This is a genomic window from Planctomycetia bacterium, assembly GCA_016795155.1.
Classification (GTDB): domain Bacteria; phylum Planctomycetota; class Planctomycetia; order Gemmatales; family HRBIN36; genus JAEUIE01.
Genome location: JAEUIE010000019.1, coordinates 162,815 through 179,632, shown reverse-complemented (window position 1 = coordinate 179,632; position 16,818 = coordinate 162,815). Strand labels below are relative to the sequence as shown.

Below are 16,818 nucleotides of genomic sequence, written 5' to 3'. Positions count from 1 at the left end.
AAACACGCGACTACCCCTTGAAATACACAATACGTTGGTGACTTCCAGCCTCACAAGTTCTGAATGATCGAGTCTAGACCTTGCTGAAATACCATCTAAAGATGGAATGACACGATGTGGTAGCGTGATATCCTTGAGCTTCGGACAAGACACTGAATCCACAATGAGAGGCAACCGGCATGAAGGGTATTACGTTACTTTTGTTCCTTACTACTGCCGTGAGTACAACATTGATCTTTTGCCTACCGTCGCAAGCACAAAATGCCGGTTCAAAGCAAGGCGAACCACCTTCGTCAACTGTGAAGACCGATAGGTTCGCCAAACTTCGTATTTTGGAGGGCCGTTGGCGTGGTGAAGGGAACGGTCAGCCAGGCAAATCTTCGGTCGAACGATCCTATGAGTTTGTGCTAAAGGATAAGTACCTGAATGCTAGAAACAGTTCTGTGTATCCAGCCCAAGAGAAAAACCCCAAGGGAGAAAAACATGAAGATTGGGGTATGTTCAGTTACGATTCTGGGCGTAAAAAACTCGTACTTCGGCAATTTCACATCGAGGGTTTCGTTAACCAATACGTTCTGGACCGTGTCTCGGATGACGGTAAGGAACTGGTTTTTGTCTCCGAAGCAATCGAGAATATCCCGAAGGGTTATCGCGCCCGTGAATGCTACAAACTAAAGAGCGCTGATGAGTTCGAGGAAACTTTCGAGATTGCAGAGCCTGGCAAGGAGTTTCAGGTCTACTCTCAAACGAAATTAACTCGAATCAAATAGTCTTCCTTCAATGATACAGATCCCACACTCAGGACTCTAAGCATGCCCTCCTACTATGACGAGAAAGCCAAATGCCGAGTTGGCACAATGGAAGAGAATCAGTTCTATGCTGAATGCGAGTCAGAGAGCGCTCCCTATTTCCGGGAGATGATTGCATCCTGGGTGAAGTCAGGCGGATCGCTCAAATGGGGCGCAGGTGGAGTAAGCCTTCGTGGTGCTGTTGACGGCAAAGAAATCAGCATCTGTTTTCTCGCACCACAATTTGCTGGTAAGAAAGACCGAATCGAACTGGCCTGTACTACGCTCGGTAAACAGATGGGTAAAGATCGCTTAAGAGATCTTGAAAAGTTGCTTCGCTTGGCTGCTGATGAGCATGTACTTGGAAAGACTATGATCAGCATCGTCGAGCCTGGCGTACTCACCCCTGCCAAACAAAAAGCCTTGAGACAGGCGTTTGTCAGCCTGCTCAAATGATAACGTGAACTTAAGAACGCATAGCTACCGCGATTGCAGTACGATTGGGCAACTCCGCTTTCACCAGAATCCGATGTACATGATCCTTCACTGTGGGAAGCGCGATGTGCAACTTTTTGGCAATCTGCTTATTGCTCAGGCCTCTGGCAATCAGGCTTGCCACGTCTTGCTCTCGTTTCGATAGCTCCCTGAAGAAGGGAGTGTCGCCACACTGTTGAGGAACTTGAACGACAACCATAGGGCTGCCTAGCGATTCAGAAGCACGGAAATCAATGGTGATGCCATTGTCGGTCTTGACTTGCTTGCTCAATTCAATCAAGTCGGTCAACGGCATGGCTTTGCCGTTCTCTTGGTGCATGGACTGAACCAGACGACGTAGCGCTGTCAACGATTCGTTATCCAAGGCTGGAATAAAACCAGGCATTAACCACTCCCATTCACACCCAGTCTACCAATAGAAAGGAACCAGATCATGTCCGTTTCTACGAAAGATCGACAGGTCATTGAGAATGTCTTCCGATTTATGCAAACCGGCCCCACCGCAGAGAAGGAACTGCTCAACTTGTTTGCTGAAGATGGAGTGTTAGTTGAACCATTCACCGGACAAATGCAAACACATGAAGGCAAGGCTGCAATCAAGGCCAGTCTTGTGCCTATGTGGGTTAACCAGGCGCCAGATATGAAGATATTGCTTGACCGAGTGGATCTTCAAGGCCAAACAATCCGCGCTGAATGGACATGTACAGCCTCAGTCATGCCTGGCCCCATGCGTGGCTACGATCTATTTCAAATCAAGAATGGAATTATCAATCGCATGGAGATCTTCGTCACGGAGATGCCCGAGTTTCCCAGTCATTGAGCGTGGATTTCCGTCACTGTGTCAGAGCGTCAACTACTGCAGTGGCCTTCCAAAGCTCTCCCAAGGTTTGCAGATGCTGCTATACTTTCATCATCAATGATAAATCGGCTGTTCTCAGACCACTTGTGAGGTTCAACGGAATGACGCACGCTACATTACTTGTGATTGCTTCTCTTATCTTATGTCCCTATTTTGCTGAAGATAAGAACAAAACTGTAGTGGCAGTTCATCACATTGGCGAAATGCGGAAGGTCATGCGAGAAGGTAATCTCGCAGCTTCGATTGATCTGTCATCACTCGCCACGAAAAAGCATCTCTATGCCCTGGGACCACTGGAAGGTTTGCGTGGCGAAGTAACGATCTGGGATAGTATCCCATCCATTTCGCGAATCGAATCAAACAAGGTTGTTACATCAGACAGCTATCAGAATAAAGCCTGTTTTCTCGTTTATGCTTTTGTGGCGAAATGGAAGGAAGTGCCCATTCCAGCCGATGTCACCAATGGAGAAAAGCTTGAGAAGTGGCTGGAAAAAACGGCTTCAGAACAAGGCATTAACGTCAATCGACCGTTTCCATTCCTGATCAAGGATGCACCCCGAAAGTTAGCCTTTCACATCGTCAATAAGACGGACGATAGACCACATACTCCTGCCAGCCATGAGGCTGTCAAAGTGTCGTTCAAACTTGAAAACACCAGTATCAAGCTCCTTGGCTTCTATTCAGATAGTCATCAAGGCGTATTCACTCACCACGACAGCAATGTTCACATGCACATGATCACCAGTGACGGCAAGCAGTCGGGCCATGTAGAATCGATCCAGTTCAGCAGCAAGGCTGTGTTGCTGTTACCCACCGAGTAAGCGATTTCCCCACTGGACAACAAGAATTAGAGTGATGATGGCTCAGAGTCACGATAAGCATGCACTTCCACACTTAGCCACCTTCGCCCTGGCGGCAGAGACATGCAGTTTCACAGCAGCTGCTAAGTCACTTCGATTAACCCAGTCAGCTGTAAGTCAGCGTATCCAGGAACTGGAACGGTCTTTGAAGACCCAACTCTTCACTCGTCGCGGTGGTCGGCTAGAACTCACGCCATCCGGGCGAACACTGTATGAGTATGCTCAGAAAATCATGCAGTTGTACGGAGATGCCGAAGGAGAAATTACCGGTAAGAAGTCGATACCTGCAGGAGAACTGATTATCGCAGCCAGTTCAGTTCCGGGTGAGCATCTGTTGCCTGGCATACTGGATGTTTTCGTCAAGCAGTATCCCCAGATTCGTGTGCGAGTTTCCGTGAGTGATAGCAACAACGTCTTTGAACTGATTGGAACGGGAAAAGCACACATTGGCCTGGTGGGTCGATTGATTGAGAATCCTCATCTGAAGTTTCGTTTCCTGGCTAGCGACAGAATGCTACTGGCTGTTCCGCCGGGGCACGTGCTGTCGCGTAAGAAGAAGGTGACTTCCAAGGAATTGACTCAGTATCCGCTCATCCTGAGAGAAACGGGATCAGGCTTGAGGCACTGTTTTGAAACTGCTCTCGAAAGAATCAATCGTTCACTGAGTGATTTCCATATCGTTCTGGAATTGGGCAGCAACGAAGCCATCAAAAAAGCTGTGCTCCGTAAGATGGGTCTGGCGGTACTGTCTCAATGTGCCATCCAGGAGGATCTGGATGCAGGTCGGATCAAGAGTGTTTCCTTCGCTGACCTGCAATGCGACAGAAATATTTATGTTATCACCGATGATCGAGGTGTGGTCACTACTCCTGCCAGGTTGTTCCTTTACTTTCTTGATTCACAGAATTCCCATAAGCCCAGCTAATGCGTGGCCTCGTTAGTATTAGGCAACATCCGTAACGCTTCCCCCTTTTTTCATCTACCTTGCAGACATCAAGTTAATTTAGCTCGCACTGCAAGGATGAGAACATGGCATGGGTGCAAACGGTACCTGAGACAGAAGCCTCCGGAAAACTAGCTGAGGTTTACGGCAAGGTACGAAAACGCTCTGGCAAAGTTCCCAACATTGCTCAGCTACAGTCACTACGTCCCGACACGATGAACCATGGCTTTGACCTCTACTGCCAGATTATGGATGCATCCACTGGGATCACCAAGCGAGAGCGGGTTTTCATTGCAACTGTGGTGTCACAAGTTAATGGCTGTTTCTACTGAATGGAATCGCATGAAAACGACCTCCGGTCGGTGGTCGCCAGCGATGAAGAACGCCAAACGATGCAGTCGGACTATCGTAAAGCTGATCTTACTGACCGGGAACGAGCCATCCTTGATTATGCAGTTAAGCTGACGAAAAATCCCACTGAAACAGGACGCAATGATTTGGAAAGCCTGAGGCAACTTGGCTTATCCGATGTCGAACTGGTGGATGCGGTGCATTGCATTGGCTACTTCAACTTTATCAATCGTGTACTCGATGGACTCGGGGTCGATCCTGAACCTACTATGAGGATGGCAAGATGAACGCGAACAAGGCGCTATGGGAAAAAGGCGACTTTACCAGAATTGCAGCCTTCATGCGGAAGTCTGGAGAAACTCTTGTCGAATCACTTGGCATCTCAACCGGCATGCATGTTCTTGACCTGGGATGTGGAGATGGCACCACGGCAATACCCTTAGCACGTCATGGTGCTAAGGTCGTCGGAATCGACATCGCCAGGAATCTGGTTGATGCCGGAAACAGCAGAGTTGCGGAAGAAGGGATCGAAGGAATCGTCTTTCGAGAGGGGGATGCATGCGATTTGCAAGGTGTTTGCGATCACTCTTTTGATCTGACACTCAGTGTTTTTGGTGCCATGTTCGCGCCTAAGCCGTTTGATGTAGCCAAGGAGATGGTACGTGTCACAAGACCAGGTGGTCGAATTGTGATGGGTAACTGGATACCAAACGATCCGACATTTGTCTCTCAGGTTCTAAAAATCAGTTCCACATTTACTCCTCCACCCCCAGAAGGATTTATCAGCCCGATGAGATGGGGAGTGGAGGAGGACATCTTTTTGAGATTTGGCCAAACAGGGATACCCAGTGAGAGAATCTCATTGCAGAAACATACATTCTACTTCATCTCTGCAAACAAGAACCCCACTGAGTTCATTGGCCAATTCAGGCATTATTATGGCCCAACGATGAATGCCTTTGAAGCAGCACAGAAGCAAGGAAAAGAGGAAGAACTTTCTCAACAGCTCCTTGAGTTGGCACGGGTTCAGAACACTGACACAGGCCGAGGCACTTGTATCCCAGCTACCTTTATGTGCGTGACAGTTCAACTATAACACGATGTAAAATACCGCGATGCACTTAAATTACGATCCAGGGAATCGGTCGTGGATAGTACTCTTCAACTCAGTTGACCTTGTTTGAACTTGCACCAACTGGTAATCAGTTTGAATGTCGTATTGGTTGTTAAAGGCAAGGATTCAAATGCGTCCTGTACTCTATGTTGGCATCTCCCTGGTATCTGCATTCGTTGGATTCATTGCTCTCGATAGCAAGCCTGCTAATCAACAAAAAGCAACCCGCACATCACTCCAAAGTCAGCAACGAATCGAAGCTCATCGACAGGCATTTGAAGTGCCCGTTGTGCAGATCGTCACCCCACCAGCGAGAACGGATCTGCCATGTACTGATGATTGCTGCAAGAAAAAATAGGGAACTGGGATCAAGACACCTAACTGCAATGCAATTCGATTGATCAAAAGTGACCAAGAGGAACTGGCTTAAGCTAGGTAAGTTGGATCGATTACTCGCGTTTCCCTGATGGTACTGCGAAGTTAATGCCGATAAATGAGCAGTGTAGTTCTATCTCGGCGTTCGCAGGCAACCATGCTTCGCTCATTGCCAGCCATACTCTCGATAGTCATTCTCATTCTGGGCCCCAGAGCTTGTTGCCTTTCCACGTTCATTACTCAAGCAACCACAAAGACTTCGAGCACCAAGAGTGAATTAGCGCAGAAACGCTGTTGTTGCAAAAACCATTGCAAGCAAAATGAAGACATTCCTTCGGATGATAAACAAGAATGCCCTTGTGAGAAATGGCATGGGCAACACTACGCTATTGTTCAATCGATCTTGAAGTGTCTTGCAGGCCAAGTCAGCCAATCGTTCAACATTCAGCATGTAATCAGCTTCCACTTTCAGGTAGAGGCTTATTTGGCAAAGCTGGCGGGCCATGAGCCTGTCGGCTTCCCGAGAATGTGTGCCTCAAATCTCTTGTGTCTCATATCGATTGCCCGCTGCTAATTCAAATACTTGTCACTTGGCGTTGTCCCTGAGTGGGCAGTATCGCCTTATTCCAACATAGTAGCTCCCAGCATTCCGGCACAATCGGCGGTCTAGATATGAGCACCAACCTACTACGCTTTAGCCTGTTTTCAGCAGGGGCATTTATAGTGGGATGCCAAAGTGGTCGCATAGATCCACCATCGCAAAACACTCGCTTATTATCCAACCCGAACCCTAATACTGTAGCTAATTCGTCATCGACGTTACCTGTGCTCCTGCAAACATCTCATCAAGAATCAACCGAGCAGCACATTGGCCCTTGGACCTTACAACAGCTTCTAGATAAGACGTTGGCAGCCAATCCAGAACTCGCATCATCCAAGGCTAAGGCAGAGTCAGCACGTGGCCAATTGGTTCAGTCCGGTCTTTATCCCAATCCTACCGTGGGCTGGCGCACGGAAGAATTGAGCTTGAATAAATCCGGTGGTGGGCAGCAGGGCCCTTACGTCAATCAGGAAATTGTTACTGCTGGTAAACTGCAGATTGCACAAGCGGCAGCAGCACACGGTGTCACGGCCGCGGATTGGCAGGCAGTGACGAAATGGTACGAGGTCTCTACAAGAGTTCGTGTTGCCTATTACGATTTACTCTCAGCAGAGAGAGAACTTGTCGTAAGCAAAGAGATCGAGCAACTAGCCAAGGAGGGCCTGGAGAAGGCCGACAAGTTACAGCAGGATGGGAGTGTTCTTTCCTTCGACGTCAAGAAAGCTCAAGTAGAATTGACGTTAAGTCAGGGCAAACGAGTTGCTGCTGAGCAAAGGATTGAAGGCAACAAAAAGAAACTCGCAGCTATCGTCGGTGTTCCCAAGCAGGCTATCACTTCAGTCAGTGGTAAACTCGAAGCTTGCCCGACGGCCTATGAATGGACAAAAGTTCTTGAAACAGCATTGACCAGGTCTTCGGAAATCCAAGAAGCACAATCATTGACCAGCCAGGCGCGGGAACATGTACGATTGGCAGAGGCCCAGGTCACGCCAAATCTGCAGTTACAGGCCCGACCTGTTTACGACTTTCCTGATAGGAACGTGATGCTTTTCGTTGAAGCAGGGGTGAATCTGCCACTCTTCAATCGCAATCAAGGTAACATCATGTCGGCCATGGCAGAAGTGGCTCGAACCGATGCGGAACTTCGGCAAATTGAATCTCGCCTTGCTGAACGATTAGCCGAGTCTTATCGACGCTTTGAAAATGCCAAGAGACAGTCAGAAATACTGGAGAAAGCGGTCAAAGATGCCGAGGAATCATTGAAACTGGTGCGTGAAGGAAACGTTCTAGACCGCAAGGTCGCCCGATACATGGATGTTCTTGATGCACTTCGATTACTTTCCCAAGTTCGACTCGAATTAGTCGAAATGCAAGGCGAAGTTTGGAAGGCCAAGAGCGAAATTGAGGGCATTCTGCAAACGGAATCATCACCCGTTGCTGTTTCCGGAGAAGGCGGTGCGCCTTGTATTTTACTGCCTTGAGGTTACAATCTGTTAGAGGAAAGAGAACCACAACGTCATGAAAATCGTGCTTTGCTGTGTGCTTGCTTTGCTTCAGGTGCTGATTTGCACCTTGGGGCAAGGTGCGCTCACTATGTGCGTTCGCAAGAATGGCACGCAACGATTGCAGTGGACTGTGGGAGGCTCCTGCAAGGTTACTGAGAAAGCTCGATGTTCGTGTGGATGTAGCGAAGAGGATGCTTGCTCAGACGAATCCCCTGCCAATGATCACTCCATCCCGACCGTTGAACGAACCTGCAAACTTTGCACGGATTACACACTCGTAGTTACACAAGCCAACGTGACAATTGATAAGGATCAACAACAAAGACTTCTTGAATCAAGCTTGGTGCTATTTCCGGTTTCCTTTGAATTGAGTTCGAACGCACTGTCGCTGGCAAAACAACATCAAGCCTTTGAACAGCGGCCACATCGAGTAGATAGCCTAGCCACGATTCTATCTTCCGTGGTTATACGCTGTTAGTACCGTCCACATCCTCAATTTCTTTACCCATGATCATGGGTATGTGCATCTATTCTGCACTCGTCAGCAATTCCTGATGGTGTAGTGATCCATCAAGCAAACTTACTCTGAGAGAGGTGCTTCGACATGACCGAAGCTCTTTTTGAACGGACACATGAACCGGTAACGCATGCTTCCACAAACGGAATGCAGCAGACATCGCAACAGCCCAAACGTCGATCCATGATGGCAAGCTTTGTGGGCTGGCTGATTCATGCCATTCCGAACGTGATCGTGCTGGCCGCGCTTGGGGGGCTTGCCTGGTGGGGACACTCCACTGGCTGGAGTCTTCCCAAGTTCTCTGAACTCACGGGAAAATCGCAGGAGACGAAAGACGACTGGTGTTCAGAACACAGTGTGACTGAAACCCAGTGCATCGAGTGTAATAAGGAGCTGGCGCCTCGCCCCAAGTCTTATGGCTGGTGTCGTGAGCATGGCATTGCCGAATGCGTCATCCACCATCCTGAACTGGCACAAACCCAAGGGCAGCCCAAACTTCCCAAGTATGACACGCAAGCTGCATTGTCGATGTGGGAACGACCATTCAACAACTCTAAATGCAATCTGCATGATCGACGCATTCAGTTTGCAAGCGAAGAGGCATTTGCCAAGTCGGGTGTTGAAGTCGATGTCGTGGGTGAGCGATCCATGATGGAGTATAAGACCGCAAACGGTGAGATTGGGTTTGACCACAATTATGTTGCGAGATTGTCGAGTCGAGTCCCCGGTACCGCGTGGTGGGTTCCAAAGAAAGTCGGCGAAAGTGTAAAGAAGGGAGACATCCTTGCGCTGATTGATGCGGCAGATGTCGGCAAAGCCAAGGCTGAGTATCTTCAGTCATTGTCAGGATTGGAACAGAAAGCGAGGATGCTTGAAAACGTTGAAAACCTGATCAAGCAGGGCATCTACAAGGAAGGCACCACTCAGCAGATTGAAGCCAAGGCAGCCCACCGCGAGGCAGAGACGAAACTGCTCAGTGCTCAACAGGCGTTGGTGAACCTGGGCTTACCTGTACCGGACGGCATGGAAAAATTATCTCCCCGTGATCAGGCAAAAGCAGTTCAATTCTTGGGACTGCCACAAAGCCTGATTGAACAGATGAGCCATCAAGCGACCAGCGGTAATCTCATTCCAATCCGTGCACCATTTGACGGAGTCGTGGTGACTCGGGAAGTTGTTGCTGGTGAAGTCGTCGATATCTCAAAGCCTCTCTTTGTGATCGCAGATACCAGCCGAATGTGGCTAACACTCAATGTGCGACAAGACGACATGCGTTACGTGAAGCTCGGCCAGAAGGTTCTTTTTAAGATTGGTGACCATCCGGAAGAAACAGAAGGACACATTTCCTGGATCAGCACGACCGTCGATGAGAAGACACGCACTGTAATGGTTCGAGCCGAACTCGGAAACGCAAACGGAACTCTACGTGCCAGTGCCTTTGGAAGCGGAAAGATCATCCTGCGTGAAGAGAAGAATGCGATAACTGTTCCTAACGAGGCGTTGCAGTGGGAAGGAGATTGTCACATCGTTTTCGTCCGTGACAAGAACTACTTCAAGAAGGATGGCCCCAAGTACTTCCACGTGCGCAAGGTGAGACCTGGGGCAAAGGATGAAACGCACACCGAACTCCTGGCCGGGGTGCTTGCCGATGAGATCGTGGCATCCAAAGGAAGTGCCGTTCTGCGAGGGGAACTCCTCAAAGGCAATTTGGGCGAAGGGTGAGCCTGCCACAAACACTAACGGCCCGGTTCGGGCCTACCGCCGCTTGATCAAAGTCTGAAACAGTGTCCTCGAAGGATGGAATCGTGCTCAACTGGATTATTGACTTCTCACTGAAGAATAGGTTCATCGTCTTGTTGGCTGCATTGGCCATGGCGGGCTTTGGCGTCTATTCGATGACGATGCTCGATATCGATGCTTTTCCCGACACGACTCCAGTTCAGGTTCAAATCAACACCATCGCCCCTTCGCTTGCGCCGGAGGAAATCGAACAGCAGATTACTTTCCCCATCGAACAAGTGCTTAGCGGGTTGCCTCATCTGGAAGGATTGCGCTCCATCTCGAAATTTGGCCTTTCGCAAGTCGTCGTTACGTTTGCCGATGGCACTGACATCTACTTTGCCCGTACCGTCATCAATGAGAGACTGACAACGGTTGAGTTACCCGTTGGAGTTGCACGATCCAAAATGGGGCCGGTATCGACCGGACTAGGTGAAATCTACCATTACATCGTGACCGGAAAAACAACTGACCCATCCGAACTCCGCACCATCCACGACTGGATCATCAAGCCCAAGATGAAGACCGTCAAGGGTGCAGCAGAAATCAACTCCTGGGGTGGCTTTGAAAAGCAATATCAAGTACGGATCGATCCCGATAAGCTCGTCAAGTTCAAGCTCACATTTGATGAAGTGGTCGGCGCGGTTGAGAAAAACAACAAGAATGTCGGCGGAGGAAGCCTTAGCCAGACCAGCGGCATGCTGCTGATTCACGGATTGGGTCGCACGATATCCATTGATGAGATCAACAATATTGTGGTGACGGCCAAAGACGGCGTGTCGGTTCGTGTGGGTGACGTATCCCAGGTGGTTATTGGACATGAGATTCGTCGCGGTGCTGTAACAGCCAATGGGAAAGGTGAAGTGGTCATGGGCCTTGGGTTTCTTCTCATGGGAGAGAACAGCCACAAGGTTACAAGGGAAATGAAAGAAACGCTTCAGGAAATCAGGTTGAATCTCCCCCCGAATATCCAAGTCACGCCAGTTTATGATCGAACGGAGCTCATTGAAGTCGTCATAGACACGGTACGCAACAACCTCTTTGAAGGCGGTTTGTTCGTCGTAGCAATTCTCTTTTTGTTTCTCGGCAACCTTCGTGCAGCTTTCATCGTGGCACTAGCCATTCCACTCTCGATGCTCTTTGCATTTTCAGGCATGTTGCGCTTCGGGATCTCTGCTAGCCTTTTGAGCTTGGGAGCCATCGATTTCGGCATGGTGGTGGATAGTTCTGTCGTGATGATTGAGAACTGCGTGAGGCATATTGCTCATGGCGATCTAAAGAAACGCACAAAGCTGGAAGTTATCAGAGACGCTGCAGTCGAAGTGCGAAAACCGACAATGTTCGGCGAACTCATCATTATGATCGTCTATCTGCCGATCCTGACGCTTGAAGGGATTGAAGGAAAGTTCTTTCGGCCTATGGCACTGACAGTCATCTTTGCACTCATAGGCTCGATGATTCTTTCACTGACACTAATGCCTGTTCTTGCAAGCTTTTTCCTGCCCAAGAAAGTAGAAGAACGTGAACCGCTAGTGATGAGAATAGCACTCGCCCTGTACAAACCCGTCCTTGCCTTTTCGATGAAGCACAAATTCATCGTGCTCGTAGTGGCAGCAACCCTCCTGGTTTTTGCGTTTGGCATTATTGCACCGAATCTGGGTGCTGAGTTCGTTCCCAGGCTATCAGAAGGCTCGATTGCCATTGGCGTTGTAAGACTTGCCGGCACCAATCTAGAAGACTCTATCGCTGCCAACACCCAGTTGGAAAAGACTATTCTCTCTACTTTCCCCGACGAAGTTCGGCATGTTTGGAGTCGTGTCGGCTCGGCAGAAGTGGCGACAGACCCAATGGGCGTCGAACTGACCGATCTCTTCATCACACTTTGGCCACGAGAGAAATGGAAGAAGGCAAAGACCCAGGAGGAATTCCGGGCATTGTTGGAAAAAAGCCTCCGCGATATCCCCGGACAAAAGCTGTCTTACTCGCAGCCCATCGAACTCCGCATCAATGAGATGATATCGGGCGTTCGATCCGATGTAGGCGTCAAACTGTTTGGTGATGACTTCAACCTATTAGTGAAGAAGGCCCAGGAGATAGCCAAAACGCTTAACACAATTGAAGGAAGTTCAGATGTCAGCACTGAGCAAGTAACCGGGCAGCCTGTTTTGCAAGTGAAGGTCAAAAGAGAAGAACTGGCTCGTTACGGTATACCCGCGCAAGCCGTACTCGATCTGATTGAATCTCTGGGAAGCAAGTCTCTGGGCGAGGTAGTAGAGGGACAGTATCGCTTTCCTCTGGTCGTCAGGCTTCCAGAGAAGCACCGCTCATCGCCCGAGAAGATTGGTTCAATGCTCATTACGGCTTCCAGTGGCGAGAGCATTCCACTATCGAAGCTCGCAAAGATTGAAGTCGTTGAGGGGCCATCGACCATAACGAGGGAGTGGGGACAAAGAAGAATCACGGTCACGGTCAATGTGCGTGGAAGGGATTTAGGAAGTTATGTCGAAGAAGCTCAGCGAAAGATTCGTGAGCAAGTCACAATGCCATCCAGCCGGTACCATGTCGAGTTCGGTGGCCAGTACGAGCATCTCATCAGTGCGAAGAAACGCCTTCTGATTGTCGTACCGCTTGCGTTGGCTCTGATCTTCATGCTGCTCTATTTCACTTATCACTCGGTGGTCGATGCGCTGCGAGTCTTCACCGGTGTACCGTTTGCCTGGGTTGGGGGAATCATCGCTTTGTGGTTACGAGACATGCCATTCTCCGTCTCAGCAGCTGTTGGGTTTGTGGCACTCTCTGGCGTTGCAGTCCTAGATGATATGATTCTCGTCTCATACATCCGACATTTGCGTGAAAAGGGGCTTGGACTTGAAGAAGCGGTTCAGCAAGCTGCACTGGTGCGTTTGAGGCCGGTGCTCATGACATCTTTGGTTGCAAGCCTGGGGTTTCTTCCGATGGCGTTCAGCACGGGAGTAGGTGCCGAGGTGCAGCGTCCTCTTGCTACGGTCGTAGTAGGAGGCGTGATAAGTGCCATGGTCATGTCACTCTTTGTTTTGCGAGTTCTTTACATGGTCTTTTCTTTTGGACGTCGTGATCCGAATGAAGTAACGGCGAGTGCGTTATGACTCTGATTCTCATGTCGAAATGGTTTCGACATGGTTTCTTTGGTTCTTACATGGGGAGTCCGTGATGAAACGACTGTTAGTGCTAGGACTGTGCGTCCTATCATTTGCTTTCTTTGTTGGTTGCAGCAATAACGCCACTGCTGACAAGAAGCCAACATCAGGGGGCAAATCTTCAGATGGAAAATCCACTGAAGTAGCCAAAGCCGAGCATAAGCACGGCGGTTGGTGGTGTGATGAGCATGGAATACCTGAAGAAGAGTGTTCCATGTGCAGTGCCAAGGTTGCCGCCGAGGCAAAAAAGAAAGGTGATTGGTGCGACAAGCACGATCGAGCAAAGTCGCAGTGCTTTATCTGCGATCCAAAGCTCAAGGAGACATTCGCAGCGAAGTACCGGGCCAAGTACGGCAAAGAACCGCCTCCGATCGAAGAGGAAGGGAAGAAAGAGGAAAGCAAAGAAACCAAGAAGGGCTAGTGCTCTTTATGCGAGTTGGAACGAACGTGCCCGAAGGGATTTGGGCACACTCTCTTAGGAAGGAGTCTGTCGATGATTCGGTTCACTAGTTTGACCCTGGCACTATGTGCCCTGATCTGTTTTGCGTCCAATGCTATTCAGGCATCGGATGCCAAGCAGACAACTATTTCTGTTTCCGACATGCACTGTGGCGGCTGTGCTAAAAAGCTCGCCACGGCGATGTCGAAGGTTGCAGGTGTCTCAAAGGCTGAAACCGATCTTGAAGCCAAGACCATCAAGATCACTCCTAAAGCTCAATCCACAGTCTCGCCCAAGAGTTTATGGGAAGCCGTTGAGAACGCAGGAAAAACACCCACCAAGTTGGAAGGGCCTGACGGGTCTTTCGCAACTAAGCCTGCCAAGTAATCAAGCTATATGGTGGGCGATGAGACGTTCTCATCGCCCACCGTTATCGGAATGCTTGATGATTGGCTTGATGTACTCAGTCGCAAGCTTGACCCAGACAATCGAACAACAGTGATTTACAACATGACTACGCCGAGCAAAAAACTGCTTCTATTTCAAATCCATGGAATGGATTGTGCCGAAGAGATTACACTCCTGAAAACAGAGGTTGGGCCTATAGTAGGGGGAGCTGAGCGTCTCAGCTTTGATTTATTGAACCAACGAATGAGCGTAGTACTGAGTGTTGACGAAGATATCAGCTCGAAGGAAATACTCGCTGCGGTTGTACGGGCGGGCATGAAGGCTCAGGTCATTTCCACTGACGTGCTTAACAAGGGTACGGACAAACAAGATCACCATCGTCAACGCCTGATCGTCCTCACTATCACATCGGGGGCATTGGGATTGTTCGGACTATTGCTCCACATCTTTCTGGGAGATGGACTGCGCGCTGTTTTCACCCAGGAGGGAAGTGAGGCTGTTCACAAGGTTCCCATAGCGGCGCAGATTGCCTATGCAGTTTCGATTTTGGCCGGAGTTTGGAGTTTCTTGCCGAAAGCTTGGCTGGCACTTCGTCGTCTTCGTCCTGATATGAATCTATTGATGGTGATTGCAGTAGCCGGCGCCATCTCAATCGGTGAATGGTTTGAAGCAACGACCGTAGCCTTTCTGTTTACCCTTTCCCTTGCGATAGAGTCTTGGAGTATCGGAAGAGCACGCCAAGCAGTGGCTCGTTTGCTCGACTTATCTGCTCCCAATGTCACAGTTGTTGGAGCTGACGGAAAAGAATCCACCGTCAGTCCCGAAGAGGTCTCGGTCGGAAGCCGCTTCCTGGTTAGACCAGGGCAACGAGTTGCGTTGGATGGCGTCGTTCGGCAAGGGGATAGCGAAATCAATCAAGCTCCGCTTACGGGAGAGAGTACACCTGTGGCCAAGTCCGTCGGCGGTTTGGTCTACGCAGGCACGGTCAATGGTTCAGGAACATTGATTGTTGAAAGCACGAAACCAGCTAGTGACACGACCCTTGCTCACATCATTCGTCTCGTGGGGGATGCTCAATCACAACGGGCGCCGTCTGAACAATGGGTGGAATCGTTCGCTCGTTACTACACACCTGCCGTGCTTGGGCTGGCCATCCTTTTTCTTATCGCAGGTCCGCTATTGTTCGGAGGCACCTGGGTCGCCTGGTTGTATCGAGCACTCGTTCTCTTGGTGATTGCCTGCCCTTGTGCCCTCGTCATTTCCACACCGGTGAGTATTGTTGCCGCCCTAGCAGGTGCCACTCGTCACGGCGTGTTGATCAAAGGCGGCCAGTTTGTCGAAGCCCCCGCCCGACTCAAAGCTATCGCACTTGATAAAACCGGCACGATTACCGAAGGAACGCCACAGGTCGTCGGTGTCGTCCCTTTCGATACGCATAGCGAACAGGACCTACTCGAACGGGCTGCTAGCCTGGAAGCGCATAGCACTCATCCACTGGCCCTAGCGATTATTGCTCATGCTCGAAAAGAAGGCCATACGGTACAACCCGCTGAGAATGTGCAAGCCATCCCAGGCAAGGGTGCTACTGGCTTGGTTCAGGGGAAAGCCTACTGGATAGGATCTCACCGATTGCTTGAAGAGCGGAAGCAAGAGACTACCGAGGTTCATCAGAAGATAGAGGCCATGACTCAGGAAGGTCGTTCCGTGGTCGTGATTGGTAATGATCGACATGTTTGTGGGTTTATTGTCCTGGCCGACCGAATTAGAACTACGACGCCACTGGCTCTAGCTGAACTGAAGAAACTCGGCATTCAGCGCCTTATCATGTTGTCAGGTGACAATCGTGCCACTGCAGAACGTATTGCTTCTGATCTTGCACTTGATGAAGTTAAGAGTGAATTGCTACCCGACGAAAAAGTGAAGGTCATCGAGCGGCTTGTGTCGGAATGGGGGCAAGTCGCCATGGTGGGTGATGGAATCAATGATGCACCGTCATTGGCACGTGCGACCGTTGGAATCGCTATGGGAGGCATCGGCAGTGATGCAGCCATTGAAACTGCCGATATTGCTTTAATGAGCGACGATCTTGCGAGCCTACCCTGGCTCATCCGCCACTCGCGAAGAACTTTACAGATCATTAAACAGAACATTATTTTTTCATTGGCAGTGAAAGCAGCCTTTGTCGTACTTACATTTGCCGGTCATGCTTCCCTCTGGTCAGCCATTGCAGCAGATACAGGTGCTTCATTGCTGGTTATTTTCAACGGTCTGCGACTACTAAATGAGCGTTATTGATTTTGGCAAGGAACTATATGCACGCTACCAATAGCGGTGTGGCCTATACTCCAGCCCCGCTGGTGCAATTCGCCTTGGGCTTCCTCGATGGTTTTGATGAACTTGGCAGGGATGGCAGTGACGGGGAGGATTCGGTTCATGGTTTCTGCGTTCTCGGTAACATCCAATTGAGAACCTTGGCGGGCAGCAATCCCATCACCATCTGGGAAAAGAATTAGCCAATAGCACCGCCCATCAAAGCCCCTAACCATTCCCGCTGATTATTAGCAGCGCCAAAAAGCGCAATGCGGTAACAAGCAGTTAAGCCCAGATA

The 16,818-nt window shown here is 49.7% G+C and carries 17 protein-coding genes; 16 read left to right on the top strand and 1 reads right to left on the bottom strand.

Annotated features, from left to right (window positions below; translation table 11 throughout):
* Positions 1-179: 179 nt before the first annotated feature.
* Entirely contained in the window at positions 180-770 is a 591-nt protein-coding gene (locus JNJ77_08470) for a hypothetical protein (protein ID MBL8822605.1), read from the top strand.
* A gap of 42 nt (positions 771-812) precedes the next feature.
* Complete coding sequence (locus JNJ77_08465) at positions 813-1,244, top strand: hypothetical protein (GenBank protein MBL8822604.1); 432 nt, start codon at positions 813-815, stop codon at positions 1,242-1,244.
* Positions 1,245-1,254: 10 nt separating this feature from the next.
* On the opposite strand, the gene JNJ77_08460 is transcribed toward JNJ77_08465, so the two are convergent.
* The gene (locus tag JNJ77_08460; GenBank protein ID MBL8822603.1) at positions 1,255-1,668 is read right to left on the bottom strand and encodes a response regulator transcription factor; all 414 of its coding nucleotides are present in this window, start codon (positions 1,666-1,668) and stop codon (positions 1,255-1,257) included.
* A 48-nt stretch (positions 1,669-1,716) separates the two neighbouring features.
* Here JNJ77_08460 and JNJ77_08455 point away from each other — a divergent pair, with 48 nt between their 5' ends.
* The 14 genes from JNJ77_08455 to JNJ77_08390 all read left to right on the top strand — a co-directional run bounded on the left by JNJ77_08455 (position 1,717) and on the right by JNJ77_08390 (position 16,723).
* The gene (locus JNJ77_08455) at positions 1,717-2,103 is read left to right on the top strand and encodes a nuclear transport factor 2 family protein (protein ID MBL8822602.1); all 387 of its coding nucleotides are present in this window, start codon (positions 1,717-1,719) and stop codon (positions 2,101-2,103) included.
* A 140-nt stretch (positions 2,104-2,243) separates the two neighbouring features.
* Positions 2,244-2,963, top strand: coding sequence for an acetolactate decarboxylase (locus tag JNJ77_08450; GenBank protein MBL8822601.1), 720 nt, complete (start codon positions 2,244-2,246; stop codon positions 2,961-2,963).
* A gap of 34 nt (positions 2,964-2,997) precedes the next feature.
* Entirely contained in the window at positions 2,998-3,927 is a 930-nt protein-coding gene (locus JNJ77_08445; protein MBL8822600.1) for a LysR family transcriptional regulator, read from the top strand.
* Positions 3,928-4,031: 104 nt separating this feature from the next.
* Positions 4,032-4,277: a peroxidase gene (locus JNJ77_08440; GenBank protein ID MBL8822599.1), complete on the top strand. Its 246-nt coding sequence runs from the start codon at positions 4,032-4,034 to the stop codon at positions 4,275-4,277.
* The gene (locus JNJ77_08435; GenBank protein MBL8822598.1) at positions 4,278-4,583 is read left to right on the top strand and encodes a peroxidase; all 306 of its coding nucleotides are present in this window, start codon (positions 4,278-4,280) and stop codon (positions 4,581-4,583) included. It abuts the gene before it with no gap.
* Positions 4,580-5,392, top strand: coding sequence for a methyltransferase domain-containing protein (locus JNJ77_08430; GenBank protein ID MBL8822597.1), 813 nt, complete (start codon positions 4,580-4,582; stop codon positions 5,390-5,392). The genes JNJ77_08435 and JNJ77_08430 overlap by 4 nt, the downstream gene beginning before the upstream one ends.
* Positions 5,393-5,540: 148 nt before the next feature.
* Complete coding sequence (locus JNJ77_08425) at positions 5,541-5,768, top strand: hypothetical protein (protein MBL8822596.1); 228 nt, start codon at positions 5,541-5,543, stop codon at positions 5,766-5,768.
* A gap of 923 nt (positions 5,769-6,691) precedes the next feature.
* Positions 6,692-7,867 carry a TolC family protein gene (locus JNJ77_08420; protein MBL8822595.1) on the top strand — a complete coding sequence of 392 codons (1,176 nt, stop codon included), beginning with the start codon at positions 6,692-6,694 and terminating at the stop codon, positions 7,865-7,867.
* Between the two features lie 628 nt (positions 7,868-8,495).
* Positions 8,496-10,130 (top strand): efflux RND transporter periplasmic adaptor subunit, encoded by a 1,635-nt coding sequence (locus tag JNJ77_08415; GenBank protein MBL8822594.1) that lies wholly within the window; start codon positions 8,496-8,498, stop codon positions 10,128-10,130.
* A gap of 83 nt (positions 10,131-10,213) precedes the next feature.
* Positions 10,214-13,312: an efflux RND transporter permease subunit gene (locus JNJ77_08410; protein ID MBL8822593.1), complete on the top strand. Its 3,099-nt coding sequence runs from the start codon at positions 10,214-10,216 to the stop codon at positions 13,310-13,312.
* A gap of 64 nt (positions 13,313-13,376) precedes the next feature.
* Positions 13,377-13,784 (top strand): RND transporter, encoded by a 408-nt coding sequence (locus JNJ77_08405; protein ID MBL8822592.1) that lies wholly within the window; start codon positions 13,377-13,379, stop codon positions 13,782-13,784.
* Positions 13,785-13,856: 72 nt separating this feature from the next.
* Positions 13,857-14,189 (top strand): heavy-metal-associated domain-containing protein, encoded by a 333-nt coding sequence (locus JNJ77_08400; protein MBL8822591.1) that lies wholly within the window; start codon positions 13,857-13,859, stop codon positions 14,187-14,189.
* Between the two features lie 123 nt (positions 14,190-14,312).
* The gene (locus JNJ77_08395) at positions 14,313-16,505 is read left to right on the top strand and encodes a heavy metal translocating P-type ATPase (protein ID MBL8822590.1); all 2,193 of its coding nucleotides are present in this window, start codon (positions 14,313-14,315) and stop codon (positions 16,503-16,505) included.
* Positions 16,506-16,522: 17 nt separating this feature from the next.
* Positions 16,523-16,723, top strand: a complete 201-nt coding sequence (locus JNJ77_08390) for a hypothetical protein (GenBank protein ID MBL8822589.1) — start codon at positions 16,523-16,525, stop codon at positions 16,721-16,723.
* The last annotated feature ends 95 nt before the right edge of the window (positions 16,724-16,818 follow it).